The sequence below is a fragment of the Bordetella flabilis genome, assembly GCF_001676725.1.
Classification (GTDB): Bacteria; Pseudomonadota; Gammaproteobacteria; order Burkholderiales; family Burkholderiaceae_B; genus Bordetella_C; species Bordetella_C flabilis.
In genome coordinates this window covers 2575526-2599620 of sequence record NZ_CP016172.1, presented here as the reverse complement: position 1 = coordinate 2599620, position 24095 = coordinate 2575526, and the positions used below count along the sequence as shown (strand labels likewise).

Genomic DNA, 24095 nt, shown 5'->3' with positions numbered 1-24095 from the left:
GCGCTACTTCTCCTGACGTGGATCGAGCGCGTCGCGCAGCCCGTCGCCCAGCAGATTGAAACCCAGCACGGCCAGGAAGATGGCCGAGCCGGGAAAGATCGACATCCAGGGAGCCTGGGTCATGAAATTCTTGGCGGTGTTCAGCATCGATCCCCACGAGGGATTCGGCGGCTGCAGTCCCAGCCCCAGGAACGACAGGCTGGCCTCGGCGATGATGGCCGTGGCGATGGTAATGGTGGCCTGCACGATCAGCGGCGGCATGATGTTGGGCAGGATATGGCGCAGGATGATGCGCCCGTCCGTCGCACCCAGTGCGCGCGCGCTCTGCACATAGTCCTCGTTCTTGACGGCGAGCACCTGCCCGCGCGCCAGCCGCACGAACTTCGGCGCCGCCGACACGCCGATGGCGATCATGGCGTTCATCAGGCTGGGCCCCAGGAAGGCCGCCAGCGCGATGGCCAGGATCAGGAACGGAATGGCCAGCAGTGCCTCGGTCACGCGCGAGATCGCGCTATCGATCCAGCCGCCGAAATAGCCGGCGAGCAGGCCGAACGGCACGCCGACCGCCATCGCGATGACCACCGAGGCCAGGCCGGCCATCAGCGAGGCGCGCGCGCCATAGAGCATGCGGGTATAGATGTCGCGGCCCAGCTCGTCCGTGCCCAGCCAGAAGCGCGCCGACGGCGCCTTGCGGATGGCGGAAAAGCTGGTCTGGAAAGGATCGTGGTTGGACAGCAGCGGCGCCAGGATGGCCACCACCACGAAGAACAACACGATGATGGCGCCCGCCATCGCGATCCGGTTGCGCCGGAATTTGCCCCAGGCCCGACTGGTCCGGCGGGGCGCCGCGCCGGCGGCGGCCACGGTCTGTGCCGTCATAGGAATACTCCCGTGCTCAAGAATGCCGCAACCGTGGATTGACGACGATGTAGAGGATATCGGCCAGCAGGTTCATGACGATGAAGCCGACGGCGACGCAGAGCACCACGCCCTGCACCACCGCATAGTCGCGGTTGAAGACCGCGTCGACCACCAGCTTGCCGAAGCCGGGAATGGTGAAGACCTGCTCGGTCAGCACCGCGCCGGCCAGCAGTTCGCCGAACAGCAGGGTCACCAGGGTGACGATGGGCATCAAGGCGTTGCGCAGCGCATGACGCAGCACGACCGCGCGCGGCGAGGCGCCCTTGGCCCGCGCCGTCCGGACATAATCCGCGCCCAGCGCCTCCAGCATGGCCGAACGGGTGTGCCGCATCAGATAGGCGGCCAGCGAGGTCGACAACACGATGGCTGGCATGATCATGGTCTTCATCGACAGCCAGAAGTCCTCCGCCGGAGACACATAGCCCGATGCCGGCAGCCAGCGCAGTTGCACCGAGACGATCATGATCAGGATGATGCCCAGCCAGAAGTTGGGTATCGACATGCCCGACAGCGCCGCGATATTGGCGCCGTACTCCATCAGCTTGCCCTTGCGAACCGCAGCCAGGATACCGGTGGGGATACCCACCAGCAGCGCGATGACCATGGCCATCGCCGCCAGTTGCAGGGTCACGGGCAGCTTCTGCGCGATCAGCGACGCCACGGGCACGTCGGTGCGCAGCGATTTGCCAAGGTCTCCGGTGGCGACCTGCTTGACCCAGGCCACGTACTGCACGGGCAAGGGATCATCCAGATGGTATTTCTCGCGCAGGTAATCGAGCACGGCCGGATCGCGCTCTTCGCCCGCCAGCGTCAATACCGGGTCGCCGGGCAGCACTTTCTGCAGCAGGAAGACGATCATCGACACCAGTATCAGCGTCGGGATCGCCACAAGCACGCGGCGTAGGATCAGTTTGAACATAGGAAAACCGGTGAAACCTAAAAGCGAAGGACCGGCAGCCCTGCGCCGGCACTTCGCCTCGATGGACGCGCTTATTTCTGCGCGAACGTGACGCCCTTCAGGCGGATCATGCCATCGGGATAAGGCAGGAATCCCTTGACCTTCTTCTGCATGGCGAAGGGCCATGGCTGGAAGTACAGGAACGCGTCGGGCATTTCCTGCTGGATGATGGCCTCGGCCTGCTCGTACAGCACCTTGCGCTTGCCTTCGTCCGGCACCTTGCGCGCCTCGTTCAGCAGCTCGTCCACCTTGGGATTGCAGTACTGGCCGTCGTTCAAGGCGCCCTTGCAGGTGACGAACGGATAAACGTTGCCATCCGGATCGGGCCGGCCAGACCAGCCGCGCAGCGCGACCTCGAAGTTGCCGCCGCGCATCTGCGTCAGCAGCGCGGCGTAATCCGTGGGCCGCAGGCTGAGCTCGATGCCGGCTTCGCGCGCCATGGCCTGCATCATTTCGGCGATCGCCGCCGTCGTGGTGTTGTTGCCGAAGGCGAGCTCGGCCTTGACCTGCGTCATGCCGGCCTGCTTGAGCAGCTCCCGCGCCTTGGCGATATCGCGCTTGGGCACCGGGAACTTGTCGCTGTGGTACGGACTCGCGGGCGGGAAGGCCTGGTTGGCGGGCTCGTAGATGCCGCCACCGATGACCTCGTTGATGGCGTCACGGTCGATGGACAGGCTCAATGCCTGGCGCACCCGCTGGTCGCGGAAAGGATTGGTCTTGGCGCGATCGCCATTGTGCTGGTTGAACACGATCTCCTGGAATCCCAGGCCGGCGACCGACGAGAAATGCAGGTTGGGATCCTTCTTCACATCCGGCGCATCCGACGGGTTCAGGCGCTCCAGGATGTCCAGCCCGCCCGACCGCAGGTTCTGCAGGCGCACCGTCGTATCGGGAATCGGCAGGAAGGTGATCTTGCTGAAGTGATAGCTCTTCGCATCGTAGTACTGGTCGAATTTCTCCAGCACGATGCGGTCGTTCTGCACCCGCTCGACGAACTTGTAGGGACCTGAGCAGATGGGTTTGCGGCCCACGGCATTCGCATCCTTGGGGTCGAAGGACGCCGGCGACAGCACCATGCCGGCGCGATCGGTCAACTGGTACAACAGCGTGGCGTCAGGCTGCTTCAGGGTCAGCACGACGGTCTGCGCGTCCGGCGCCTCGACGTTCTGCACCGACCCCAGTTCGCCCTTGCGGAAGCTGTCCGGCAGCGTGCGGGCGCGGTCCAGGTTGGCCTTGACGGCCGCCGCGTCGAGCTTGGTGCCGTCATGGAAGACGGCATCGCCGCGCAGCTTCATGGTCAGCACCGTGTTGTCGGCGTTCCAGCTCCAGGACGTGGCCAGCTGCGGCACGATGTTCAGCTTGGGATCGATGTCGACCAGCTTGTCGCACAGCGAGGTGAAGACGATGCGGCCCACATAGGTGCGGGCGCGGACAGGATCCAGCACATCCGGATCCTCCTGAAGGCCGATGCGCAGTTCCTGCGCGAAGGCCGATCCCGCGGCCAGCATGAGCAGCGCCGCGGCGATGGCGGTACCTTGTTTTTTCATTGCATTCCCCTTGTGGATGGATCGTCGCCGGTCAGAAGCCGACGGCCTGGCCGTCCCGTCTGCTGTCGCTCGCGGCCACATAACCGAGTTCGTTGTCGTCCTCGGACATACGCCAGATGAATTGGCCCGACCCGAAATCCATGTAGGGATCGTTCACGCTTTTCAGCACATGCCCCAGGTTCTTCAAGCCTTCCAGCGTCGCCGCCGGCATTGTGGACTCCAGGTCCACCGTGAAGTCGCGATTGACTTTCCAGCGCGGCGCGCAGCACGCGGCCTGCGGGTTCTGATGATAGTCCAACATCCGCACGACGGTCTGCAAATGGCCCTGCGGCTGCATGTCGCCGCCCATCACGCCAAAGCTCATGACCGGCTTGCCGCCGCGGGTCAGGAAACCCGGGATGATGGTGTGGAAGGGACGGTGCCCGCCCTTCACCACATTCGCGGCCTGGGGATCCATGGAAAAGCCCACGCCGCGATTCTGCAGGCTGATGCCGGTGCCCGGCACGACCACGCCCGAACCGAAGCCCATGTAGTTCGACTGGATGAAGGACACCATCATGCCGCTTTCGTCGGCGGCCGACATATAGATGGTGCCGCCGGCATGCGGCCGGCCCGCCGCGAAGGCCGTTGCCCTGTCCATGCTGATGAGCCTGGCGCGCGACGCCAGGTAGGCGTCATCCAGCATCTGCGCCGGCGTGACGTCCATGCTGCGCGGATCAGCGACATACTTGTACAGGTCCGCGAAGGCCAGCTTCATGGCCTCGATCTGCAGATGCTGGGACTGCACCGAATCGAGCGCCAGTCCGGCCACATCGAATTTTTCGAGGATGCCCAGCGCCATCAGCGCGGCAATACCCTGCCCGTTCGGCGGGATCTCATGGACTTCGTAGCCGCGATAGGAACGCGAGATCGGCTTGACCCAATCCGGCCGGTAATTGCGCAGGTCGTCCAGCGTCATGGCGCCGCCGCATTCCTTGCTGTACGCGGCGATTTTTTCGGCGATCTCGCCTTCGTAGTAGTCGCGGCCCTTGCTGGCGGCGATGCGGCGCAGCGTCCAGGCGGCTTCGGGCAAACGGAAATGCTCGCCTACGGCGGGCGCGCGGCCGTTCGGCATGAAGGCCTGCGCGAACCCGGGCTGGTCCTTGAGCTCCGCCGCGGCGGCGTCCCATTTGCGCGCCACGATGGGCGGCACGGCGTAGCCGCGCTCGGCGATCTCGATCGACGGCTCGAACAATTGTTCGAACGGCAGCTTGCCGAACTTCTCATGCAGCGCGGCCCAGCCCGCCACCGCGCCCGGCACGGTCACGCTGTCCCAGCCGCGCTTGGGCTGCTTGGCCAGCCCATCCGGTCCGGTGCCGTACTTGCGCTTGAAATATTCAATACTCCAGGCAGCCGGCGCCACCCCGGAGGAATTCAGGCCATGCAGTTGCTTGCCGTCCCACACGATGGCGAAGCAATCGCTGCCCAACCCGCAGGACACCGGCTCGCACAGGGTGATCGTCGCGGCCGCCGCGATCGCGGCATCGATGGCGTTGCCGCCCTTGAGCAGCATGCGCAGGCCCGCCTGCGCCGCCAAAGGATGCGAGGTCGACACGACGTTACGTGCGAACAGCGGCGCCCGGATGGTGGGATACGGATTGTCCCAGTTGAAGTTCTTCATGGTCGGATCAGGGGGTGGGAAAGGCGGCGAAGGCCAAACCTCGCAAGGTACACGCGTGGTTTAATTAGATCAATTTGATTTTTTTTCAAGTCACAAAAGATTCTTTTATGGGTCATTTATCGGCCACCGATGGGGCCGGCAGGGATGCGGCCCCGGCGTTTTGCGGTTCCCATATGACGTCTTGCGGCCTGCGACCTGCCCTCGCCATTGCCCATCGGGCGGCTTCGCTTACCGGCCGGTCCGCATGAGCACCGTGCGTTTCCTCCGTACCTTCCTGGCGGTCGCCCGCTATGGTTCGTTTTCCGAGGCGGCCGAACGCGTGGCGCTGACGCAGGCGGCTGTCAGCTTCCAGATGCGCGCGCTCGAAGAGGAACTGGGCCGTGAACTGTTCGACCGCAGCGGCCGGCTGGCCATCCTCAACGCGGCCGGCCGTGAACTGTTGCCCGAGGTCAAGCACCTGCTCGACCTCTACGACCGGATGCGGCTGCCGCGCAAGCCCGGTCCGGGGGAACTTGCCGGCTCCGTCGCGTTCGGCGCCATCGTCTCGTGCATGGGGCCGCTGTCGAAGGTGGTATCGCAACTCAAGCGCCGGCACGACGGCCTGGACGTCCGGCTGTTCACGGGCAAGTCGAGCGAGCTGGCCAGCAAGGTGGAAAGCGGCGAACTGGACGCGGCGCTGGTGGTGGAATCCGGGCGCCGCATGGCCAGCACGCGATGGACGCCCCTGTACGAGGAGCCGCTGGTCGTGCTGGCGCCGCGCACCGCGGTCGGCACGACCGTCCAGGAAGTGCTGGAGGGCAACCCCTTTTTGCGCTTCGACCGCACCCAGCGCACTGGCCTGCAAATCGACCGCGTCCTGCGCCGCATGAACGTCCACGTCCACGAGTTCCTGGAATTGAATGCCATCGAAACCGTGGTCGAGCTGGTACGCCAGGAAGTCGGCGTCAGCCTGCTGCCCTTGCTGATGGCGGCACAGTGGCGCGGCGAGCCGGACCTGAACGTACTGCCGTTGCCCGAGGATATCGGGCCCGTGGTGCGCGCCGTGGGCATGATCGAACGCCGCGAACATGTGCGCCAGCACATCACGGAATCGATCTTCAAGGAATATGCCGGCCTGTACGAGTCCGGCGGCCGCAAGGGCTAGAAGACGCCCGGGAGCGATGCGCCCGGCCTGGGGGTGCCTGCTTGCGCCTGGCAAGCCGCAGCGCGGCGTCGCCAGGACGATGCGGGATTACAGCGCGTCGTTGTCCGCCTCGCCGGTACGGATACGGATGGCTTGCTCGACGGGGGTCACGAAGATCTTGCCGTCGCCGATCTTGCCTGTACGCGAAGCCTTGACGATGGCTTCGATGGCGCCTTCCACCAGGTCATCGGCCAGCACCACCTCGACGCGGATCTTGGGCAGGAAGTCGACGACATATTCGGCGCCGCGGTATAGCTCGGTATGCCCTTTCTGGCGGCCGAACCCCTTGACCTCGGTGACGGTCAGGCCGCTGACGCCCACTTCGGCCAGGGCTTCCCGCACTTCGTCGAGCTTGAACGGTTTGATGATGGCGGTGACTTGTTTCACTTGCAGTCCTCAGTATTCATTTTTTGATGTGCGCCGCGATTCAAAGCGTTTCGCGAAAACCGTTGGTGACAGGATAGCGCCAATCCCGGCCGAACGCGCGGGGCGTGATGCGCGGGCCAGGAGGTGCTTGCCGTCTTTTGTATTCGTTGATGCGGATGAGGCGCACCACCTGCTCCACCGCGGCCTCGGGAAAACCCGCAGCGACGATATCGGCCGCCGAGGCGTTGTCCTCCATGTACCGCTCCATGATGCCGTCCAGGATGTCATAGGGCGGCAGGCTATCCTGGTCTTTCTGGTCCGGCCGCAATTCGGCCGAAGGCGGACGGGTGATGATGCGTTCCGGAATGATCGCGCGCTGCTGGTTGCGCCATTGCGCCAGGCGATAGACCAGCGTCTTGGGCACATCCTTGATGACCGCGAAGCCGCCGGCCATGTCGCCGTACAGCGTGCAATAGCCGGTGGTCATTTCCGATTTGTTTCCGGTGGTCAGCACCAGCCGGCCGGTCTTGTTGGACAGGGCCATCAGCAGCGTGCCCCGTACCCGGGCCTGGATGTTCTCTTCGGTGGCATCCGGCGACATTCCCGCGAAGTGCGGCGCCAGCACGCCGTCGAAGGCATCCACCATCGCGCCGATGGTGATGACGTCGTACTGCACACCCAGCCGCTTGGCCATATCGCTGGCATCGAGCTGCGAGATATCGGCGGTATAGCGCGAGGGCATCATGACCGCGCGCACGTTCTCGGCGCCCACGGCATCGACCGCGATGGCCAGCACCACGGCGGAATCGATGCCCCCGGACAGGCCGATGATGGCGCCGGGAAAGCGGTTCTTGCCCAGATAGTCGCGCACGCCCAGCACCAGGGCGTTCCACACCTGCTCTTCCACGCTGGCGGGCGCCGCGTCGGCCTGCCCGCCGACCGGACGCACGCCTCCCTGGGCGTCCACGTCCACGGCCTGCACGCAATCGACGAAGTCCGGCAGCCGCGCGGCCGGCCGGCCCTGCGCGTCCAGCGCGAAGGAGGCGCCGTCGAAGACCAGCTCGTCCTGGCCCCCCACCATATTGGCGTAGACGACGGCGCAGCCGCTGGAGCGGGCGCATTCCGCGGCCACCTCCTGGCGCTGCGCCTGTTTGCCGGTGTTGTAGGGCGAGGCGTTGGGCACCAGCAGCACCTGCGCGCCGGTCTGGCCGACCGCCTTGGGCACCGCGTCGAACCAGATGTCTTCGCATATCGCCACGGCGAAGCGCACGCCCTTGACCTCGAAGGCCAGCGGCGTGCCGTCCGCGGTGAAATAGCGCTGTTCGTCGAACACCGAATAGTTGGGCAGCTCCCGCTTGCGATACGTGCCCAGCACGCGTCCTTCGCACAGGACGGATGCCGCGTTGTACAGGCGGTGATGGCCGCTGCGGTCAGCGAAGGCATAGGCCGGCGCGCCGCGCGCATCGCCGTCCACGTGCCCGACAACCACATGCAGGCCCTTCAGCCCGGCGAGTTCCCGGCGCAGCTCGTCAAGCTGCTGCTGCTGCTCGCTGACGAAAGACGGCCGCAGCAGCAGGTCTTCCGGGGGATAGCCGGTCAGCACGAGTTCCGGCGTAAGGAGCACATCGGCGCCCAGTTCGTGGGCCCGCCGGGCGGCGGCCAGTACACGTTCGGCATTACCGCACAGGTCTCCCACACAGGCATTGATCTGCGCAATGGCGACACGGGCTGCGTTCATGGACGACCTTCCGTAATAAGATGAAAAGCGGGAGCGTAAAGCGCGACAGGGTCGCGGGGCGACGACAATCCGATTATCTCATCGGCGCGGCACGGCACGGCGGTCATTATCTCACCACCGCTGCAGACCGGTTCTATAATCCCGCCACTATGTCGAAGCCCTCCTCCCCCGCCCAGAACCAGTTCGCCAACAAGGCGCAAGCCTGGTCCGCCCGTTTTTCCGAACCCGTCTCCGATCTCGTCAAGCGCTATACAGCTTCGGTGGGTTTCGACCACCGCCTGGCCCGCCACGACATCCAGGGCTCGCTTGCACACGCCGACATGCTGGCCGCGCAAGGCATCATTTCGGACCAGGACAAGGCCGATATCGAGCGCGGCATGGCGCAGATTCTTGCTGAAATCGACGCTGGCAGCTTCCAATGGCTGCTGGACCTGGAAGACGTCCATCTGAATATCGAAAAGCGGCTGGTGGAACTGGTCGGGGACGCGGGCAAGCGGCTGCATACCGGCCGCTCGCGCAACGACCAGGTGGCCACGGACATCCGGCTGTGGCTGCGCGGGGAAATCGACATTGCGCTGGACCTGCTGCGCCAGCTTCGCCATGCGCTGGCCACGGCGGCGCTCAACCACGCCGACACCATCATGCCCGGCTTCACCCACCTCCAGGTGGCCCAGCCGGTGACCTTCGGCCATCACCTGCTGGCCTATGCGGAAATGTTCGGCCGCGATGCCGAGCGCCTGCAGGACTGCCGCCGCCGTGTCAACCGCCTGCCGCTGGGGGCGGCGGCGCTGGCGGGAACGAGTTTCCCCATCGACCGCGAGCGTGTCGCCGCGACCCTGGGCTTCGACGGCGTATGCCGCAATTCGCTGGATGCCGTGTCCGATCGCGATTTCGCCATCGAGTTCTGCGCCGCGGCCGCGCTGGTCATGACGCATATATCGCGGCTTTCCGAAGAGCTCGTGCTATGGATGAGCCCGCGCGTGGGCTTCATCGACCTGGCCGACCGCTTCTGCACCGGCAGCTCCATCATGCCGCAGAAAAAAAACCCGGACGTACCCGAGCTCGCCCGCGGCAAGACGGGCCGGGTCAATGGACACCTGGTCGCGCTGCTGACGCTGATGAAAGGCCAGCCGCTGGCCTACAACAAGGACAACCAGGAAGACAAGGAAGGCCTGTTCGATACCGCCGACACACTGCGCGATACGCTCACGATCTTCGCGGACATGATAGGCGGCATCAAGGTCAAGGCCGACAACATGCGCGCCGCGGCCCTGCAGGGCTACGCCACCGCCACGGACCTGGCCGACTACCTCGTCAAGCGCGGACTGCCCTTCCGCGACGCGCATGAAATCGTCGCCCACGCCGTGCGCGATTGCGAACAGCGCGGCTGCGACCTGGCCGACCTGACGCTGGACGAGCTCAGGGCGTATCACGGCGGCATCGGCGAAGACGTGCGGCAGGTATTGACGCTCGAAGGTTCCGTCGCGGCGCGCAGCCATATCGGCGGCACGGCGCCCCAGCGGGTCCGCGAGGAAGCGCAACGCGTGCTCGCCGAGACCGCCGGCTGACGCGCCCCGGCTAGCCAGCCGGGCTGTGCCACTGCCAGGCCCGGCTTCGGGCCGCCCTTCGGGCTAGGCCGCCCGCATTTCCGGCTGCAGGGCTTCCTCCCGCTTGGCCGCGGCCTGGCGTTGCGCCGCTTCGATCGCCTCCACGTCCTGCGATTCAAAGACCGCGATCGATTCCACGTGGCCGGTGTGCGGGAACATATTGATGACGCCGGCGCTCAGGACCTGGTAGCCGCCTTCGTGCACCATGATCGCCGCGTCGCGCGCCAGGGTGGCGGGGTTGCAGGACACATACACGATACGGCGCGGACGCTCCCGGGCCGACAGTTGCGCCAGCGCCTGCGCCACCGCCTGCGCCCCTTCGCGCGGCGGATCGATCAGCATGCGGTCGAAATGCCCCAGGCCGCGCAGCCACGCCACGTCGACTTCGAACAGGTTCAGGGTGGCGAAGGACACTTTTTCGCCCAGGCCGTTGCGCGACGCCGCCTCATGGGCGCGGTCGGTCAGCGGCTTGCTGCCCTCCACGCCGACGACTTCGCGCGCCCGGGTCGCCAGCGGCAGCGTGAAGTTGCCCAATCCGCAGAACAGATCGGCCACGCGCTCGTCGGGCCGCGCGTCCAGCAGGCTTAGCGCGCGCGACACCAGCGTGCGATTGATGGCATGGTTGACCTGGGTGAAATCGGTCGGCCGGTACGGCATGCGCAGGCCGAACTCCGGCAAGGTGTACGCCAGTGTTTCGGCGTGTTCGCGTTCCAGCGGATGACAGGTTTCCGGCCCCTTGGGCTGCAGCCACCATTGCACGCCGTGCTCGGCGGCGAACGCGCGCAGGATATCGATATCGCCCTGCGCCAGCGGCACGAGGTGGCGCAGCACCAGCACCGTGGCCACGTCACCGACCGCGACCTCGATCTGCGGCAGCCGGTCCGGCGCCGACATGGCCGCGACCATGGCACGCAGCGGCACCAGCAGGCGCGCAACATGCGGCGGCAGCACGTGGCATTCGCGCATGTCGGCGACATAGCTGCTCTTGCGTTCGCGGAAGCCCACGAGCACCCCGCCTTTCTTGGGCACCACACGCACCGACAGCCGGGCGCGGAAGCGGTAGCCCCAGGTCGGCCCATGCAACGGCGGCAGGATGCGGCCAGGACGCAGCTTGCCCACATGCCAGAAGGTGTCCTCGAGCGAACGCTGCTTGATAGCCACCTGGGCCGCGGGCTCCAGGTGCTGCATGGCGCAGCCGCCGCAGACGCCGAAATGGGCGCAACGCGGCACGACCCGCTGCGCCGAGGGACGCAGCACGTCGACCGTCCGCGCGATCTCGTAGGATGGCTTGCGGCGCACCGTATCGGCGCGGACCTGCTCGCCGGGAAGCGCGCCCTCGACGAAAACCACCTTGCCATCGCGACGCGCGATGCCCCTGGCCTCCAGGTCCAGGGATTCGATATTCAGAACTTCAGCCATCTGCAATCTCGTGTGAACAGCCTGGCATTGTAGAAGTTCTGCCGGTGGACGGCACGGATGGGGACGGCAAAAAAAAACGTCCGCCTCGCGGCGGACGCTTCCCCTTGGGAGTGCGGGCTAGCCGCTTTTGTATTTGCCTAGAACGTGCGGGAAATCGAGGCGACCAGGCCCAGGCGGCCGGCCGGATGGTCGTACTTGGTGGCGTACCAGTTGTCCTTGGACGCGCCCACGGCGGCCAGGCCGAAGACCCAGCCCTTAATGTCCTTCGTGACTCCCAGCTTGTAGTCAACGTAGTGGCCGATGTCATCGCCATCGGTGTCCACGGAATTCTTCAGTTTCTGGTAGCCGACGTGGCCGATCAGCCCCCAGCCGTCGCCCAGGTCGAAGGTGGCCGAAGCGTCCAGGTACCAGGTGCCTTTGGAATTCGGCGTACTGAAGAAATCGCCGGGCGTATAGGAGTACTTCAGGGAGTAGTTGGCGTACGTGCCGCCGATATAGAGGTCGGTGTTGTTGTAATTGCCGCCCTTCGGCGAGGTGGACCCCGGGTAGTAGTAGTGCAGCACGCCGACGTCCAGCCCGAAACCGTTGCCGACATCGCCGCGCCAGCCGCCATAGAAATCCATTTCCAGGTTGCCTTCAGTGAACAGCGTGCTGGAGACGTTCGAGTTCCAGTTGCCGAGGTAGAAGCCCGAGGAATGCGTCAGGTCCAGTCCAAGCTGCGCCGCCGGCCGGAAATCGGTCTGTGAGTACCCGCGAAAGCGATAGTCATTGGTGATGGTGGCGTTGCCGCTGAGGGAAAATCCTGCCCCCAGGTCGGTAGGCTCGGCATGGGCCATCGCGGCAAAACACGTGGCTATTAGGGGCACCGCGCGCAGCGTCTTCTTCATGGTAGGGATCCTGATGTAATTGGCGTATCCGGGCATGGCGCGGCTGCTTCGATGACCGCCCATGAACCGGTGGGGAACGACCTACTGCCCGAAGCCGCGACGCACGGCGCCCGGGAGCGGGCGCCGGGGGCCGTACCTCCTTCGGCTTCTCCCCGTTAAAAGCACAATCTGTGCCAACTTTTCACATCATCAAGATTCGGTAACGCGCAGCCCGTGGACATGCCGGTACATGGCCGGTGCGGAGCCTGTTCGAGGCCGTTCCCGGGCGTGCTGCACCACAACGATGCATCGCCATGGTGCAGGCTGGCGCGACGCGCCCCATAAACGGGAAATGCCCGATCCGGGCGGGCGAACCCGCCCGGATCGGGCATCGTGCAGGACAAGGAGGGAATGCCGCCGAAGCTGTCGTGGCAAGCCGGTGTGGCTTCGGCGGACGGCGGATTACCCTGGACTAGGCAGGTCAGGTAGCCGAGGGCGGTGCGTCGGCGGGCGCGGCGGGATGGTGGCCCATTCCGGGACGTCCTTCCTTGCGGCGTTGCTCCCAACGGGCCTGGCGCTCCTTCACGAAGCTCGTCACCTGCTGGCGTTGCGCATCGTTCAGGCTGTCCCATACGGCCAGCCACTTCTGCCGGACCTGGTCGGCCTGCGACTGGCGCTCCTGGCGGGATTGGGATTGCGCGTCCGCCAGCGCGTGGGGATCGAGCTTGCCGGCCTGCAACTGGCTGTCCAGCGTCTTGTGGCGCGTCATCATGGATTCCCGCATGGACTTGTGGAAATCCTGCTGGGCCTGCCGGGCGGCATCGAACAGCGCCTGCTGATTGGTGTCCAGTTTCAGTTTGGCGACTTCCTGCTTGCCGATCGGGCCGACGCCGGGCAACCACAAGGCGTCGCGCATGCCCTGGAAGTGATGGCCACGCGGGCCGGCGCCGTGCTTGCCCATGTGGTCGGCGCCAGACTGGGCGGCCGCGGGCGTGTCGGAGGGCGCGGCGCTGGCGGTGCCGGCGAATACGCCGGCGGCAAGCGTGACGGCCAGGCTGGCAACGATGGGGCGAATAGCGAATCGGGACATGTATGGTCTCCAGTGGATTAACGCGAGACCATTGTCGGGGCGTGTCGATTACGGGGTGGTTTCGCGCAAGGGCTTGTCTGTTTCAGTCCATTGCGCGGCAGCGGCCCCTGCCGACGTGCGCTATTCGTCTTCCCAGGCTTCCAGGTATTCCAGCCAATGGGGCGCCGAGCTGGCGGCCAGGGTATCGCGCACCAGGTCGATTTCCTCCTGGTACGACGCGGCGTCCAGTTCGCCGCGCAGGAAGCGCCAGCGGCAATAGACCAGCCAGGTGTTGACGACGTCCGTTTCGCAATAGGCCCGTACCTCGTCGGCCTTGCCCTGGTTCCACGCTTCCCACACCTTGCTGCCGTCCATGCCCAGCTTGCCGGGGAAGCCGCACAGCTTGGCCAGTTGATCCAGCGGCGCGTTGGCGCGGCCGTTGTACTTGGCCAGCACATCCATCAGGTCGATGTGCCGGGTGTGGTAGCGACCGATGTAGTTGTTGAACTTGAACTCGCGGTCATCCTCGCCCATGTCCCAATAACGGGGGGCGGGCACGCCGTGGATCAGGCTGCGATAGTGCAATACCGGCAGATCGAAGCCCGACCCGTTCCAGCTGACCAGCCGCGGCGTATAGCGTTCGATGGTCTTGAAAAATCCCGCCAGCAGGACCGGCTCCGGATCGTCGGGATTGCCCAAGGTGCGGACGCGAAAGCCCTGGTCGTCGCGGAACACGCAGCCGATCACCGCGACGCGCTGCAGGTGCAGGGGCAGGAAGTCGCTGCCGGTGGCCTCGCGCCGCTGCGCGAAGGCGCGCTCGGCGACTTCGCCGTCCGGCACGTCGGCGCCCCAGCCGTTCAAGCGGCGCAGGCCGGCCACGTCGGGCAGGGTTTCGAGGTCGAAGACCAGGGTCGGCGTCATGGCTAGCGCGCGGGCAGGTATTGCAGCGGGTCGACCGGCGTACCCTGCTTGCGGATTTCGAAATGCAGCCGCGGCGAACTCGTGTCGGTCTGCCCGACCTCGGCGATCTTGGCGCCCTTCTTCACTTCCTGGCCGGCCTTCACCAGCAGCGCGCGATTGTGCGCGTAGGCAGTGATGAAACCGCTTTGATGGTTGATGATGATCAGGTTGCCGAGCCCGCGCACCCCGTTGCCGCTGTACATCACCTTGCCGTCGGCGGCCGCGAGCACGGGATCGCCGGGATTGCCGGCGATGTCGATGCCCTTGGTCGTCGAGCTGAAGGTCTGGACCAGGCTGCCGGTGGCCGGCCAGCCCCAGTTGATGGCGCCCGCGTCGGCCGCGCGTGGCGGCTTGGGTGTTTCGACGGGCGCCGGCGCCGGGGTGGCGGGCGGGTTGGCAGCCGGTGGCGACGCCGGTTGCTCGCCAGGCGGCGGCAGCGGCGTCGGTTCGTTCTTCTGCTCCGGCGGCCGCACGGGCGTGAGCGGCGGCGTCTTCGTACCTGCCCCTGCCGCGCCAGAAGTCGGCGCCGACAGGCGCAGCACCTGGCCCACCGCGAGGTGGTTGGTGTCCGTGATGGTGTTCCAGCGCTTCAGGCTTTCCACGTCCACGCCATTGCTGCGCGCGATGCCATACAGCGTATCGCCCGGCTTGACGACATAGGTGGCGCCCGAAGCAGCGGGCGTGCTGGGCGCGGGCGTTGCCGTCATGTCGACCACGGGCGCGCGCGCGGTGCGCGACGCGCAGCCGGCCAGGACCAGGCAAATGAACGCCACGCAAAGCGGGGCCAGGGGCAGGCGCGCGCGCGGCGCGCCAGGCAATTCGGTTCCGGTCAGTAATGACTGCCCGTCGAGCATATGATTCTCCTGGTAGCTCAAGATTGTATGCCGGCCCTTAGCGGGACAAAGCGCACGGCTTCGAGTTCCACCCGTTTCCAGCTGGCTGCGCCGGTACGCTCGACCAGCACCAGGCGCTGGTTGGAACCGCCCTCGGGCGCGATCAGCCGGCCGCCCGGCGCCAACTGCGACAACAGGGCCTGCGGAATGGCCAGGCCCGCGGCGGCCACAACGATAGCATCGAACGGAGCCGTATTCGGCAGCCCCAGCATCCCGTCGCCGAAGGTCAGCCGCACACGCGTGGTCAGGCGCAGCATGCGCAGGTGGCCACGCGCCAGATCGTACAGTCCGCGTATGCGTTCGATGGCATGGACATCGCGCACGAACTGGGCCAGCACCGCGGCCTGGTAGCCGCAGCCCGCGCCGACTTCCATCACGCGGGTCGGTTCGCGGTCCTCGCACACGGCGGCGATCATGCGGGCCACCACCCAGGGCTGTGAAATCGTCTGGGAGTGGCCGATGGGCAGGGCCGCGTCCTCGTACGCGCGGCTGGCCAGGGCCTGATCGACGAACAGATGGCGCGGCACGGCTTCCATGGCGGCCAGCACGCGTTCGTCCGTGATGCCTTGCGCACGCAGGCGCTGCACCATGGCGCGCCGCAGGCGCTCCGAATTCAAGCCGAGATTGTTGGCCGCGTCGGCGGCCGCCGGCGGCGCGATACGCCGCTGCAGCGTCGCCGCAGACACGCGGGTGTTGCTGTTCGCGGCGGTGACTCCCGGCGCCAGCGTACCGGCGCGGTACGGAGTGGTGCCGGGCCGATCGGGTTCGGCCCGCGGCATCGGGTCCGGCCCTACTCGTTTCCGCATAGAGGCTTCGCCCAGGAACGCACTTCGGCCAGCCGCCCCTGGTGCGTCAGGTCCAGCCGCAGGGGAGTGATGGATACCGCGCCGTCGTTGACCGCATGGAAGTCGGTATCCGGGCCGGCATCGGCGGCCAGTCCAGCCGGCCCGATCCAGTACACGGTATCGCCATACGGCGTGGTGGTGCGCACGACCGGTTCGGAAGGATGGCGCTTTCCCAGCCGCGTCACGCGCCAGCCTTTCATCGCCGTCAAGGGCCTGTTGGGAATATTCACGTTCAACAGCACCGGCGCCTGCAGGGGGTGTGCGATCTGGTGTTCGACCACCTGCCTTGCCATGGCCGCCGCCGCGTCCAGATGCGACCAGCCCTTGTCCTGCAGCGAAAACGCAATGGCCGGGATGCCGAACAGATAGCCTTCGATGGCCGCCGCCACGGTGCCGGAATACAGGGTGTCGTCGCCCATGTTGGCGCCATTGTTGATGCCGGACACCACCAGGTCCGGCCGCGTATCGACCAGGCCGCCCGTCAGCGCCACGTGCACGCAATCCGACGGCGTGCCATTGACATAGATAAAGCCATTGGCCGCCTCGCGCACGGACAACGGACGGCTCAGGGTCAGCGAATTGGAGGCGCCGCTGTGGTTGACCTCGGGCGCCACGACGGTAAGGTCGCCGAGTCCGCGCAGGGCCTCCACCAGCGCCTGTAAACCGGGCGCCGTATAGCCGTCATCGTTGGAAACCAGAATCCGCATTCTGCGTCGAAAAGAAAATTGTTGCCGCGGTGGCGTCGAATTGTACCCGCTGCATCGGCGCGGCGGCGATCAAAGCGCCGGCTCCGCGCGTAACATTGGACCGCCCCGATGGCATGGGGGTGGCGGCGGATGTAACCTCGTCGCGTCGCGCCCGTCCGCCACGGTAGAATCCGCGCCTGTCCACCCAATGGAAAGGTCCATGCCCGATCTATCTCACGCCGTCGCATTCAATGTTGGTCTGGTCGTCCTGGCTTACCTGGTCGGCTCCGTGCCATTCGCGGTGGTCGTGTCCAAGCTCATGGGGCTGCAGGACCCGCGTTCTTATGGATCGGGCAATCCCGGCGCGACCAATGTGTTGCGTTCAGGCAGCAAGACCGCCGCGATCCTGACCTTGCTGGGCGATGCCGCCAAGGGCTGGTTCGGCGTCTGGCTGGTGCAGCATATCGGCGCGCCGGAGGGCTGGACCTGGAATGTCCTCGCCCTGGCCGCGCTGGCGGTATTCCTTGGCCACCTGTTTCCCATCTTCCTGGGATTCCGCGGCGGCAAGGGTGTGGCGACGGCGCTGGGCGTGCTGTTCGCCGTCTCGCCGTGGCTGGCGCTGGCCACGCTGGCCACCTGGCTCATCATCGTGGCGTTTTTTCGCTATTCGTCGCTGGCCGCGCTGGTCGCGGCGATCTTCGCGCCGGTGTACTACCTGTTCGGTTCGGGACTGGCCTGGTACGCCGAACCGCCCATGCTGGCGGCCATTACGTTGATCAGCGTGCTGCTTATCCTGCGGCACCGGGCCAACATCGCGCGGCTGCTGAACGGCACGGAATCGCGCATCGGCGCGAAGAAAAAGGCTTGAGCCAGGAAAGCCCCCGCCAGTGCCGGGCCGCGTTGTCCGTCGATAAGGCAAGGCGTCCGATACCGGATCCGGCGCGACCGCAGCTGCCTTATGGCGACCAACGCTGCCCTATGGAGCCACCGTGTCGAGCTCGGCCAGGTCCCAGCGCGGGCGCACCGTGAAGGCATGGTCGCCGCGATCGAGATTCGCAAGACCCGCCTTGACGCGTTCGCCCGCGGCGAAGGCGATCATGGCGCCGTTGTCCGTGCACAGGGCCAGGGGCGGAAAATACGCTTCCGCATTGAGCCGGGGCAGCGCGCTGCCCAGGCGTTCACGCAACGCCTTGTTGGCCCCCACGCCACCGGCTACGACCAGGCGACGCAGTCCCGTTTCCTTCAGGGCGCGTACCGCCTTGGCGGCCAGGACATCGACGATCGCCGCCTGCGTGGCCGCAGCGAGATCGGCCCGGGCGCGTGCATCCGGGGCGCTGCCCGCCGCCTCCATCGCCTTGACGCGCGTCAGCACCGCGGTTTTCAGGCCGCTGAAACTGAAATCCAGGTCGCCGCTGTGCAGCATGGGGCGCGGCAGATCGAAGCGACTGGCGTCGCCTTGTTCGGCCAGGGCCGCCAGCGCCGGCCCGCCGGGATAGCCCAGGCCCAGCAGCTTCGCCGATTTATCGAAGGCCTCGCCCGCGGCATCGTCCAGTGTTTCGCCGAGCAAGGCATAGCGTCCCACGCCATCCACCCGCATCAGCTGGGTGTGGCCGCCCGACACCAGCAGCGCCACGAAAGGAAACGCCGGCCTCGGCTCGGCCAGCATGGGCGACAGCAGATGCCCTTCCAGGTGATGCACGGCAATGGCCGGCAGGTCGCGCGCCCAGGCGAACGCCTGCGCGACGCTGGCGCCGACCAGCAGCGCGCCCGCCAGGCCCGGCCCCGCCGTGTAGGCCACGGCATCGACGTCCTGTACCGTCAGGCCGGCTTCCTGCAGCACCTGGCGCGTCAGCGGAACCACGCGTCGCACGTGATCGCGCGAGGCCAGTTCGGGCACAACGCCACCGTACTCCTGATGCATGGCGATCTGGCTATGCAGAGCATGCGCGAGCAGGCCGCGCTCGGTGCAGACCGCCGCAACGCCGGTTTCATCGCAGGAACTTTCGAAGCCGAGAATGATCATGGCGGCGAGTTTACATGGACGGGAAATGTTATTTTCGCGCCTTGGCCAATAATCCCGCGACCACGAAGGGAATGCCTGGGAGAAGCGCATGCTGGAGCGATTTTTTCGACTGAACGAGCACGGGACGACGACGCGCGGCGAAATCGTCGCCGGGTTCACCACCTTCCTGACGATGTCCTACATCATCTTCGTGAACCCGGACATCCTGTCGACAACCGGCATGGATCGCAATGCAGTGTTCGTGGCCACATGCCTGGCCGCGGCGCTGGGTTCGCTGGTCATGGGCCTGCTGGCCAACTGGCCCATCGGCATGGCGCCCGGCATGGGGCTGAACGCGTTTTTCGCCTTCACCGTGGTCAAGGGCATGGGCTACAGCTGGGAGCAGGCACTGGGCGCGGTCTTCATCTCCGGCGCCATCTTCCTGGTGCTGACCATCACCGGCATCCGCGCATGGCTGATCCGCGGCATACCGAACTCCCTGCGCAGCGCCATTGCCGCCGGTATCGGGCTGTTCCTGGCCATCATCGCGCTGTCGAATGCGGGCATCGTGGTGCCCAACGCGGCAACCAAGGTCAGCCTGGGGGACCTGCGCACGCATGGGCCGCTGTTCGCCGTGCTGGGATTTTTCATCATCGCGGCGCTGGACGCCCTGCGCGTGCGCGGCGCAATCCTGATCGGCATCCTTGTGGTCACCGTGCTGTCCATGGTCCTGGGCTACAACAGCTTTCACGGCCTGGTGTCGGCGCCGCCCAGTCTCGCTCCGACCTTCATGCAGCTGGACATCGCCGGCGCCCTGCACGCGGGACTGTTCCACGTGATCCTGGTCTTCGTGCTGGTGGAGGTCTTCGACGCCACCGGCACGCTGATCGGCGTGGCCAAGCGCGCGGGGCTGATTCCCGAGGACCGGCCGAACCGCCTGGGGCGGGCATTGTTCGCCGACAGCGCCGCCATCGTCGCCGGCTCGGTGCTCGGCACCAGCAGCACCACCGCCTACGTCGAAAGCGCCTCGGGCGTGCAGGCGGGCGGACGGACCGGCCTGACGGCCGTCGTGGTGGGCCTGCTCTTCCTGGCGGCCCTCTTCGTTTCGCCGCTGGCGGGCTCGGTACCCGCCTATGCCACCGCGCCCGCCCTGCTGTACGTGGCCGGCCTGATGATGCGCGAGCTCATCGAGGTCAACTGGGACGACGTGTCGGAAGCCACGCCCGCCGCGCTCACGGCCCTTGCCATGCCGTTCACCTACTCCGTGGCGAACGGACTGGCATTCGGCTTCATCAGCTACGTCGTGCTGAAATGCCTGACCGGCAAGGCCCGCGAGGTGCATGCGGCCACGTGGCTGGTCGCGGTCCTGTTTGTCATCCGTTTCGCGTTTTTCGCCGGGTAAGGCGCCCCGTCCGGAGATATTCCAGGGGCCGCACGGGGTTATCGAAGGGCGGAATACCCGCCGCTTGGTAAAATACCGGGTTTTCCCCACACCCCGCTGTTTTCATGACCTACGCCGCCAAGGAAATCTTCAAGACCCTGCAGGGCGAAGGTGCGCAGGCGGGACGCGCCGCGGTGTTCTGCCGCTTTGCCGGCTGCAACCTGTGGTCGGGTCGCGAGAGCGATCGCGCCACCGCTGCCTGTACCTTCTGCGACACCGATTTCGTCGGCACGGACGGCCCCGGCGGGGGCAAGTTCGCCACCGCCGATGAACTGGCCGATGCGCTGGTCGCCGAATGGGGCCCCGGCACGAACGGCCGTTACGTCGTCTTCACGGGCGGCGAGCCCCTGCTGCAACTGGACGGCGCGCTGCTGGACGCCGTGCACGCGCGCGGCTTCACCGTGGCCATCGAAACCAATGGCACCATGGAGCCGCCCGCGGGCATAGACTGGATATGCGTCAGCCCCAAGGGCAAGGCGCCGGTGCTGCTGCGCCATGGGAACGAGCTGAAGCTGGTCTACCCGCAGGCCGATGCACGTCCCGAAGCCTTTGCCGGCCTGGAGTTCGACCATTTCTTCCTGCAGCCCATGGACGGTCCGGACAGGCTCGCCAACACCACCAGGGCGGTCGAATACTGCATGCAGCACCCGCAATGGCGCCTGAGCCTGCAAACCCATAAATACATAGGCATTCCATGATGAGCCTTACCCGCGCGGGGAACCGAGCATGATATCGGTCACGCGCAGGCTGGAGTTCGACGCCGGCCACCGTATCCCCGACCATCGCAGCCAGTGCCGCAATATGCACGGGCACCGCTATGTGCTGGAAGTCACCCTGGCCGGCGATGTCGTCAATGTGCCCGGCGCTTCCGATAACGGCATGGTGATGGACTTTTCCGACATCAAGGCCATTGCGCGCGAACATGTGGTGGACAAGTGGGACCATGCCTTCCTGGTGTTCGCCGGCGATACGGCCGTACGCGCCTTCCTGGAATCCCTGCCGGACCACAAGACCGTGGTGCTGGACCGTATCCCCACCGTAGAGAATCTGGCACGTATCGCCTTCGACACCCTGTTTCCGCATTACCACGGGCAATACGGCGGCGATCTGCGGCTGGTGCGCGTGCGGCTGTATGAAACGCCGAATTGCTGGGCGGATTGCGAGGGCTGAGCGCGCATCGCCAGCCCACTCAGCAGCGGTGGGCGCGAGCATAGGCTCCGTCAGGGACTGGACCAGCACCCACGAGGCGATGGAGCGTCCCATCTTTCCCAGCCGGGCGGTGGCTTCCACTGAGAAATGGGCGCAACTGGCGTATGTGCGAAAGAGCGCGCGCAGGTGTTGCAGTCCCCTCACCAATACGAGCAGTGGAATGCTGGAAATCAGGATCGCTCCGAGGATATGCCACCACAGCATGGGGCCGATGTCGACGGGTGGATGTTCCGTCCAGCCCGCGTGGAACACCCGGGACCCTAGACCCCCAGATAGGCCCGCCGCACGGAGGGATCCGCCAGCAGCGCCTCGCCGCTGCCGGACCGCGTCACCGCGCCCTGCTCGAAGACATAGGCCTGCGCGGCCAGGCTGAGCGCCAGGCGGGCGTTCTGCTCCACCAGCACCACCGATATGCCGGTATCGCGGTTCAGCCGCTGCACCGCGCGCGCGATTTCGCCGACCACCTTGGGCGCGATGCCGAGCGACGGTTCGTCCAGCATCAGTATCCGCGGGCAGGACATCATGGCCCGCCCGATGGCCACCATCTGCTGTTCGCCGCCGGACAGCGAACCGGCCATCTGGCGCCGGCGCTCCGCCACGATGGGGAACAGGGCGTACACCTGCTCCAGCGCCTGGCGCCGCTGCGCCACGGACCGTACCGTGTGGCTGCCCACCTCCAGGTTCTCGATCACGCTCATGCGCGGGAACAGGCGCCGGCCTTCCGGCGACAAGGCGATGCCGCGCGCGACGCGCTGCGCGGCGCTGGTGTGATCGATGCGTTCGCCGTCCATGTACAGCGAACCCGACGACACCCGCTTCAGGCCCATGAGGGCTTTCAGCGTCGTGCTCTTGCCCGCGCCGTTGGATCCGATCAGCGCCACGATCTGGCCTGGCGCGATGGTGAATGTCGCCTGCCTCACGGCCGCGAGCGCGCCGTAATGCACCACGATCTCTCTGGCTTCAAGCGTCGGCATGCTGCGGCGTCCCCAGGTAGGCTTCCACCACGCCGGGGTCGCGGCGGATCTGCTCCGGCGTCCCTTCGGCGATCTTGCGTCCCTGCACCAGCACCACGATGCGCTCGCAGGTGTCCATCACGAGCGCCATATGGTGTTCCACGAAGAGCAAGGTGAGTTTGTATTCGCTGCGCAGGCGCTTCAGCAGCCTGCCGAAGTCCGCGCACTCCTCCGGGTTCAGACCTGCCGCAGGCTCATCCAGCAGTAAAAGCGCGGGCCGCGTCGCCAACCCGATGGCCACGCCCAGCCGCTTCTGGTAGCCGTAGGGCAGCCCGCCGGCAGGCTGGTCGCGGAAGCGTTCCAGCCCTGTAATGGCAAGGACTTCGTCCGTATGCCGCTGCAAGTCCTGCATGGCGTGCCGAAAGGCGCGGGTGCGGGCCAACTGCCCCATGAAGGAGGTCTCCAGCGTCGAAATGGCGCCGCGGAAAACATTCTCGGCGACCGTGGCGTCCGGGTACACGGAGGCGGACTGGAAGGTGCGCGCCAGTCCGTGACGGACCACCTTGCTCGGAGCCAGCCCGGCGATTTCCTTGCCGCGGAATGCCACGCTGCCCGAACTGGGTCGCAAGGCGCCGCTGATCAGGTTGAAGGCCGTGCTTTTGCCGGCGCCGTTGGGACCGATCAGGCCCATGATCTCGCCTTGCGCGACCTCGAAGGTCAGGCCGCTCACGGCCTTCAGGCCACCGAAGGATTTCGACAGATCCCGTACTTGCAGCAGGACACTCATGATTTCCTCCCGCGACGCGCCGCAAGCAGGCTGGCGATCCCCTGCGGCAGGAACTTGAGGATAAGGATCAGCGTGACGCCATAGAAAATATTCTGGGACTGCACCGCGCCGCGGAACAATTCGGGCAGCGGCGTCATGATGAGGGCGCCTATCAATGGGCCCACCACCGAGTTGCGGCCCCCCACCACCAGCGTAATGATGGCCGCGATGGACACCTGGGCATTGAACGATTCCGGCGAAACATATCCCACGTAGCGCGCGAGAAAGGCGCCGCCCAACCCTGCCATCGCGCTGCCCACGGCGAAAGCGAACAGTTGGTGGTTCCGTACGCTCAATCCGCTGGCTTCGGCCAGCGTGGCGTTCTGCCCCACCGCGTCCAGCGCATGCCCGCGCGGCGTGCGGAACAAGGCCGCCAGAAATACGACCGCCGCCACGGCCAAGGGCGCCGCCGCGCAATAGAAGGCCTTCTTGGTATCGAGCACGATGCCGAACAGCGTGGCGGGCGGTATGCCGGCGATGCCGTTGGCGCCACCCGTCAGGCTGGCGCCTTCCAGCAATCCCAGGCGCACCAGTTCGCCGAAGGCGAACGTGATCAGTACGAAGTACACCCCGCGCAGATGCAATATGGCGGCGCCCAGCAGGAAGGCCAGCAGTGCCGAGGCGGCGACACCCAGCGCCACGGCAGCCAGGAACGGAATCCCCAGGCGCATGGACGCCAGCGCCGAAACGTAGGCGCCGATACCCATGAAGGCGGCGTGGCAGAGGGAAAGCTGGCCCGCCCGTATCAGCATGGACAGGCCGCTGACGATGACCACGTTCAGGCAGACCAGCACTGCCAGGTGCACGTAGAACTGGCTGTCCGTCAAGAGGGGCAGCACCAGCAGCACGAGCGCCGCCGCCCAGCCCAGTGGCGCGCGCAGGACGCCCGGCCTGCCCTCCCCGCCGCTGGCCGCGCCTACGGGAATGGCATTCTGCTTTTCCATGG

Annotated in this window: 23 protein-coding genes; 6 read left to right on the top strand and 17 right to left on the bottom strand. The window is 66.2% G+C overall.

Annotated elements, in window-relative coordinates; translation table 11 throughout:
* Positions 1–3 precede the first annotated feature (3 nt).
* From BAU07_RS11365 to BAU07_RS11350, 4 genes are all read right to left on the bottom strand, one after another.
* Positions 4–879: an ABC transporter permease gene (locus tag BAU07_RS11365; RefSeq protein WP_066657479.1), complete on the bottom strand. Its 876-nt coding sequence runs from the start codon at positions 877–879 to the stop codon at positions 4–6.
* Between the two features lie 16 nt (positions 880–895).
* Complete coding sequence (locus BAU07_RS11360; protein WP_066657476.1) at positions 896–1840, bottom strand: ABC transporter permease; 945 nt, start codon at positions 1838–1840, stop codon at positions 896–898.
* Between the two features lie 71 nt (positions 1841–1911).
* Positions 1912–3426, bottom strand: a complete 1515-nt coding sequence (locus BAU07_RS11355; protein WP_066657474.1) for an ABC transporter substrate-binding protein — start codon at positions 3424–3426, stop codon at positions 1912–1914.
* Positions 3427–3457: 31 nt separating this feature from the next.
* Positions 3458–5086 (bottom strand): gamma-glutamyltransferase family protein, encoded by a 1629-nt coding sequence (locus BAU07_RS11350; protein ID WP_066657468.1) that lies wholly within the window; start codon positions 5084–5086, stop codon positions 3458–3460.
* A gap of 244 nt (positions 5087–5330) precedes the next feature.
* Here BAU07_RS11350 and BAU07_RS11345 point away from each other — a divergent pair, with 244 nt between their 5' ends.
* Complete coding sequence (locus tag BAU07_RS11345) at positions 5331–6230, top strand: LysR family transcriptional regulator (RefSeq protein ID WP_066657467.1); 900 nt, start codon at positions 5331–5333, stop codon at positions 6228–6230.
* An 87-nt stretch (positions 6231–6317) separates the two neighbouring features.
* Here BAU07_RS11345 and BAU07_RS11340 read toward each other — a convergent pair whose 3' ends face one another.
* Complete coding sequence (locus tag BAU07_RS11340) at positions 6318–6656, bottom strand: P-II family nitrogen regulator (protein WP_066657466.1); 339 nt, start codon at positions 6654–6656, stop codon at positions 6318–6320.
* A gap of 40 nt (positions 6657–6696) precedes the next feature.
* Positions 6697–8373: an NAD+ synthase gene (locus BAU07_RS11335; RefSeq protein ID WP_066657465.1), complete on the bottom strand. Its 1677-nt coding sequence runs from the start codon at positions 8371–8373 to the stop codon at positions 6697–6699.
* A gap of 149 nt (positions 8374–8522) precedes the next feature.
* On the opposite strand from BAU07_RS11335, the gene argH reads away from it, so the two are divergent.
* Complete coding sequence (gene argH, locus BAU07_RS11330; protein WP_066657463.1) at positions 8523–9941, top strand: argininosuccinate lyase; 1419 nt, start codon at positions 8523–8525, stop codon at positions 9939–9941.
* A gap of 63 nt (positions 9942–10004) precedes the next feature.
* On the opposite strand, the gene rlmD is transcribed toward argH, so the two are convergent.
* The 7 genes from rlmD to surE form a co-directional block, all read right to left on the bottom strand.
* Positions 10005–11399: a 23S rRNA (uracil(1939)-C(5))-methyltransferase RlmD gene (rlmD, locus tag BAU07_RS11325; protein WP_066657461.1), complete on the bottom strand. Its 1395-nt coding sequence runs from the start codon at positions 11397–11399 to the stop codon at positions 10005–10007.
* Between the two features lie 137 nt (positions 11400–11536).
* On the bottom strand, positions 11537–12286 hold the full coding sequence (locus tag BAU07_RS11320) for a TorF family putative porin (protein ID WP_066657458.1): 750 nt from the start codon (positions 12284–12286) through the stop codon (positions 11537–11539).
* 460 nt (positions 12287–12746) lie between these two features.
* Positions 12747–13355 (bottom strand): hypothetical protein, encoded by a 609-nt coding sequence (locus tag BAU07_RS11315; protein ID WP_066657455.1) that lies wholly within the window; start codon positions 13353–13355, stop codon positions 12747–12749.
* Positions 13356–13475: 120 nt separating this feature from the next.
* Complete coding sequence (locus BAU07_RS11310; protein WP_066657452.1) at positions 13476–14255, bottom strand: 3'-5' exonuclease; 780 nt, start codon at positions 14253–14255, stop codon at positions 13476–13478.
* Positions 14256–14257: 2 nt separating this feature from the next.
* On the bottom strand, positions 14258–15148 hold the full coding sequence (locus BAU07_RS11305; protein ID WP_066657445.1) for a peptidoglycan DD-metalloendopeptidase family protein: 891 nt from the start codon (positions 15146–15148) through the stop codon (positions 14258–14260).
* A gap of 17 nt (positions 15149–15165) precedes the next feature.
* Positions 15166–15966 (bottom strand): protein-L-isoaspartate(D-aspartate) O-methyltransferase, encoded by an 801-nt coding sequence (locus BAU07_RS11300; RefSeq protein ID WP_066657443.1) that lies wholly within the window; start codon positions 15964–15966, stop codon positions 15166–15168.
* Positions 15967–15977: 11 nt separating this feature from the next.
* Positions 15978–16739 (bottom strand): 5'/3'-nucleotidase SurE, encoded by a 762-nt coding sequence (gene surE, locus BAU07_RS11295; protein WP_066657441.1) that lies wholly within the window; start codon positions 16737–16739, stop codon positions 15978–15980.
* 199 nt (positions 16740–16938) lie between these two features.
* Between surE and plsY the strand changes: the two genes are divergently transcribed.
* A complete protein-coding gene (gene plsY, locus BAU07_RS11290; protein WP_066657440.1) occupies positions 16939–17586 on the top strand; it encodes a glycerol-3-phosphate 1-O-acyltransferase PlsY in 648 nt (215 codons plus the stop codon).
* 108 nt (positions 17587–17694) lie between these two features.
* On the opposite strand, the gene tsaD is transcribed toward plsY, so the two are convergent.
* Positions 17695–18741 carry a tRNA (adenosine(37)-N6)-threonylcarbamoyltransferase complex transferase subunit TsaD gene (gene tsaD, locus BAU07_RS11285; protein ID WP_066657438.1) on the bottom strand — a complete coding sequence of 349 codons (1047 nt, stop codon included), beginning with the start codon at positions 18739–18741 and terminating at the stop codon, positions 17695–17697.
* A gap of 88 nt (positions 18742–18829) precedes the next feature.
* Here tsaD and BAU07_RS11280 point away from each other — a divergent pair, with 88 nt between their 5' ends.
* The 3 genes from BAU07_RS11280 (at position 18830) to queD (ending at position 21331) form a co-directional block, all read left to right on the top strand.
* A complete protein-coding gene (locus BAU07_RS11280; RefSeq protein ID WP_066657435.1) occupies positions 18830–20122 on the top strand; it encodes an NCS2 family permease in 1293 nt (430 codons plus the stop codon).
* 104 nt (positions 20123–20226) lie between these two features.
* Positions 20227–20859, top strand: a complete 633-nt coding sequence (queE, locus tag BAU07_RS11275; protein WP_066657434.1) for a 7-carboxy-7-deazaguanine synthase — start codon at positions 20227–20229, stop codon at positions 20857–20859.
* Between the two features lie 28 nt (positions 20860–20887).
* A complete protein-coding gene (queD, locus tag BAU07_RS11270) occupies positions 20888–21331 on the top strand; it encodes a 6-carboxytetrahydropterin synthase QueD (RefSeq protein WP_066657432.1) in 444 nt (147 codons plus the stop codon).
* Positions 21332–21630: 299 nt separating this feature from the next.
* Here queD and BAU07_RS11265 read toward each other — a convergent pair whose 3' ends face one another.
* Genes BAU07_RS11265 through BAU07_RS11255 form a run of 3 tightly spaced genes read right to left on the bottom strand, consistent with a single transcriptional unit; the run spans position 21631 to position 24093 of the window.
* Positions 21631–22344 carry an ABC transporter ATP-binding protein gene (locus BAU07_RS11265; RefSeq protein WP_066657430.1) on the bottom strand — a complete coding sequence of 238 codons (714 nt, stop codon included), beginning with the start codon at positions 22342–22344 and terminating at the stop codon, positions 21631–21633.
* Positions 22331–23110 carry an ABC transporter ATP-binding protein gene (locus BAU07_RS11260; RefSeq protein ID WP_066657420.1) on the bottom strand — a complete coding sequence of 260 codons (780 nt, stop codon included), beginning with the start codon at positions 23108–23110 and terminating at the stop codon, positions 22331–22333. The genes BAU07_RS11265 and BAU07_RS11260 overlap by 14 nt, the downstream gene beginning before the upstream one ends.
* On the bottom strand, positions 23107–24093 hold the full coding sequence (locus BAU07_RS11255; RefSeq protein WP_232338284.1) for a branched-chain amino acid ABC transporter permease: 987 nt from the start codon (positions 24091–24093) through the stop codon (positions 23107–23109). The genes BAU07_RS11260 and BAU07_RS11255 overlap by 4 nt, the downstream gene beginning before the upstream one ends.
* Positions 24094–24095 lie beyond the last annotated feature (2 nt).

Excerpts from the sequence above, each read along its gene's own strand:
- BAU07_RS11335 (WP_066657465.1), bottom strand. The coding sequence starts at position 8,373 with ATGAACGCAGCCCGTGTCGCCATTGCGCAGATCAATGCCTGTGTGGGA.
- BAU07_RS11300 (WP_066657443.1), bottom strand. The coding sequence starts at position 15,966 with ATGCCGCGGGCCGAACCCGATCGGCCCGGCACCACTCCGTACCGCGCC.
- rlmD (WP_066657461.1), bottom strand. The coding sequence starts at position 11,399 with ATGGCTGAAGTTCTGAATATCGAATCCCTGGACCTGGAGGCCAGGGGC.
- BAU07_RS11320 (WP_066657458.1), bottom strand. The coding sequence starts at position 12,286 with ATGAAGAAGACGCTGCGCGCGGTGCCCCTAATAGCCACGTGTTTTGCC.
- BAU07_RS11280 (WP_066657435.1), top strand. The coding sequence starts at position 18,830 with ATGCTGGAGCGATTTTTTCGACTGAACGAGCACGGGACGACGACGCGC.
- tsaD (WP_066657438.1), bottom strand. The coding sequence starts at position 18,741 with ATGATCATTCTCGGCTTCGAAAGTTCCTGCGATGAAACCGGCGTTGCG.
- argH (WP_066657463.1), top strand. The coding sequence starts at position 8,523 with ATGTCGAAGCCCTCCTCCCCCGCCCAGAACCAGTTCGCCAACAAGGCG.
- plsY (WP_066657440.1), top strand. The coding sequence starts at position 16,939 with ATGCCCGATCTATCTCACGCCGTCGCATTCAATGTTGGTCTGGTCGTC.
- BAU07_RS11260 (WP_066657420.1), bottom strand. The coding sequence starts at position 23,110 with ATGAGTGTCCTGCTGCAAGTACGGGATCTGTCGAAATCCTTCGGTGGC.
- BAU07_RS11345 (WP_066657467.1), top strand. The coding sequence starts at position 5,331 with ATGAGCACCGTGCGTTTCCTCCGTACCTTCCTGGCGGTCGCCCGCTAT.
- surE (WP_066657441.1), bottom strand. The coding sequence starts at position 16,739 with ATGCGGATTCTGGTTTCCAACGATGACGGCTATACGGCGCCCGGTTTA.
- BAU07_RS11265 (WP_066657430.1), bottom strand. The coding sequence starts at position 22,344 with ATGCCGACGCTTGAAGCCAGAGAGATCGTGGTGCATTACGGCGCGCTC.
- BAU07_RS11305 (WP_066657445.1), bottom strand. The coding sequence starts at position 15,148 with ATGCTCGACGGGCAGTCATTACTGACCGGAACCGAATTGCCTGGCGCG.
- queD (WP_066657432.1), top strand. The coding sequence starts at position 20,888 with ATGATATCGGTCACGCGCAGGCTGGAGTTCGACGCCGGCCACCGTATC.
- BAU07_RS11355 (WP_066657474.1), bottom strand. The coding sequence starts at position 3,426 with ATGAAAAAACAAGGTACCGCCATCGCCGCGGCGCTGCTCATGCTGGCC.
- BAU07_RS11310 (WP_066657452.1), bottom strand. The coding sequence starts at position 14,255 with ATGACGCCGACCCTGGTCTTCGACCTCGAAACCCTGCCCGACGTGGCC.
- queE (WP_066657434.1), top strand. The coding sequence starts at position 20,227 with ATGACCTACGCCGCCAAGGAAATCTTCAAGACCCTGCAGGGCGAAGGT.
- BAU07_RS11360 (WP_066657476.1), bottom strand. The coding sequence starts at position 1,840 with ATGTTCAAACTGATCCTACGCCGCGTGCTTGTGGCGATCCCGACGCTG.
- BAU07_RS11255 (WP_232338284.1), bottom strand. The coding sequence starts at position 24,093 with ATGGAAAAGCAGAATGCCATTCCCGTAGGCGCGGCCAGCGGCGGGGAG.
- BAU07_RS11365 (WP_066657479.1), bottom strand. The coding sequence starts at position 879 with ATGACGGCACAGACCGTGGCCGCCGCCGGCGCGGCGCCCCGCCGGACC.
- BAU07_RS11315 (WP_066657455.1), bottom strand. The coding sequence starts at position 13,355 with ATGTCCCGATTCGCTATTCGCCCCATCGTTGCCAGCCTGGCCGTCACG.
- BAU07_RS11350 (WP_066657468.1), bottom strand. The coding sequence starts at position 5,086 with ATGAAGAACTTCAACTGGGACAATCCGTATCCCACCATCCGGGCGCCG.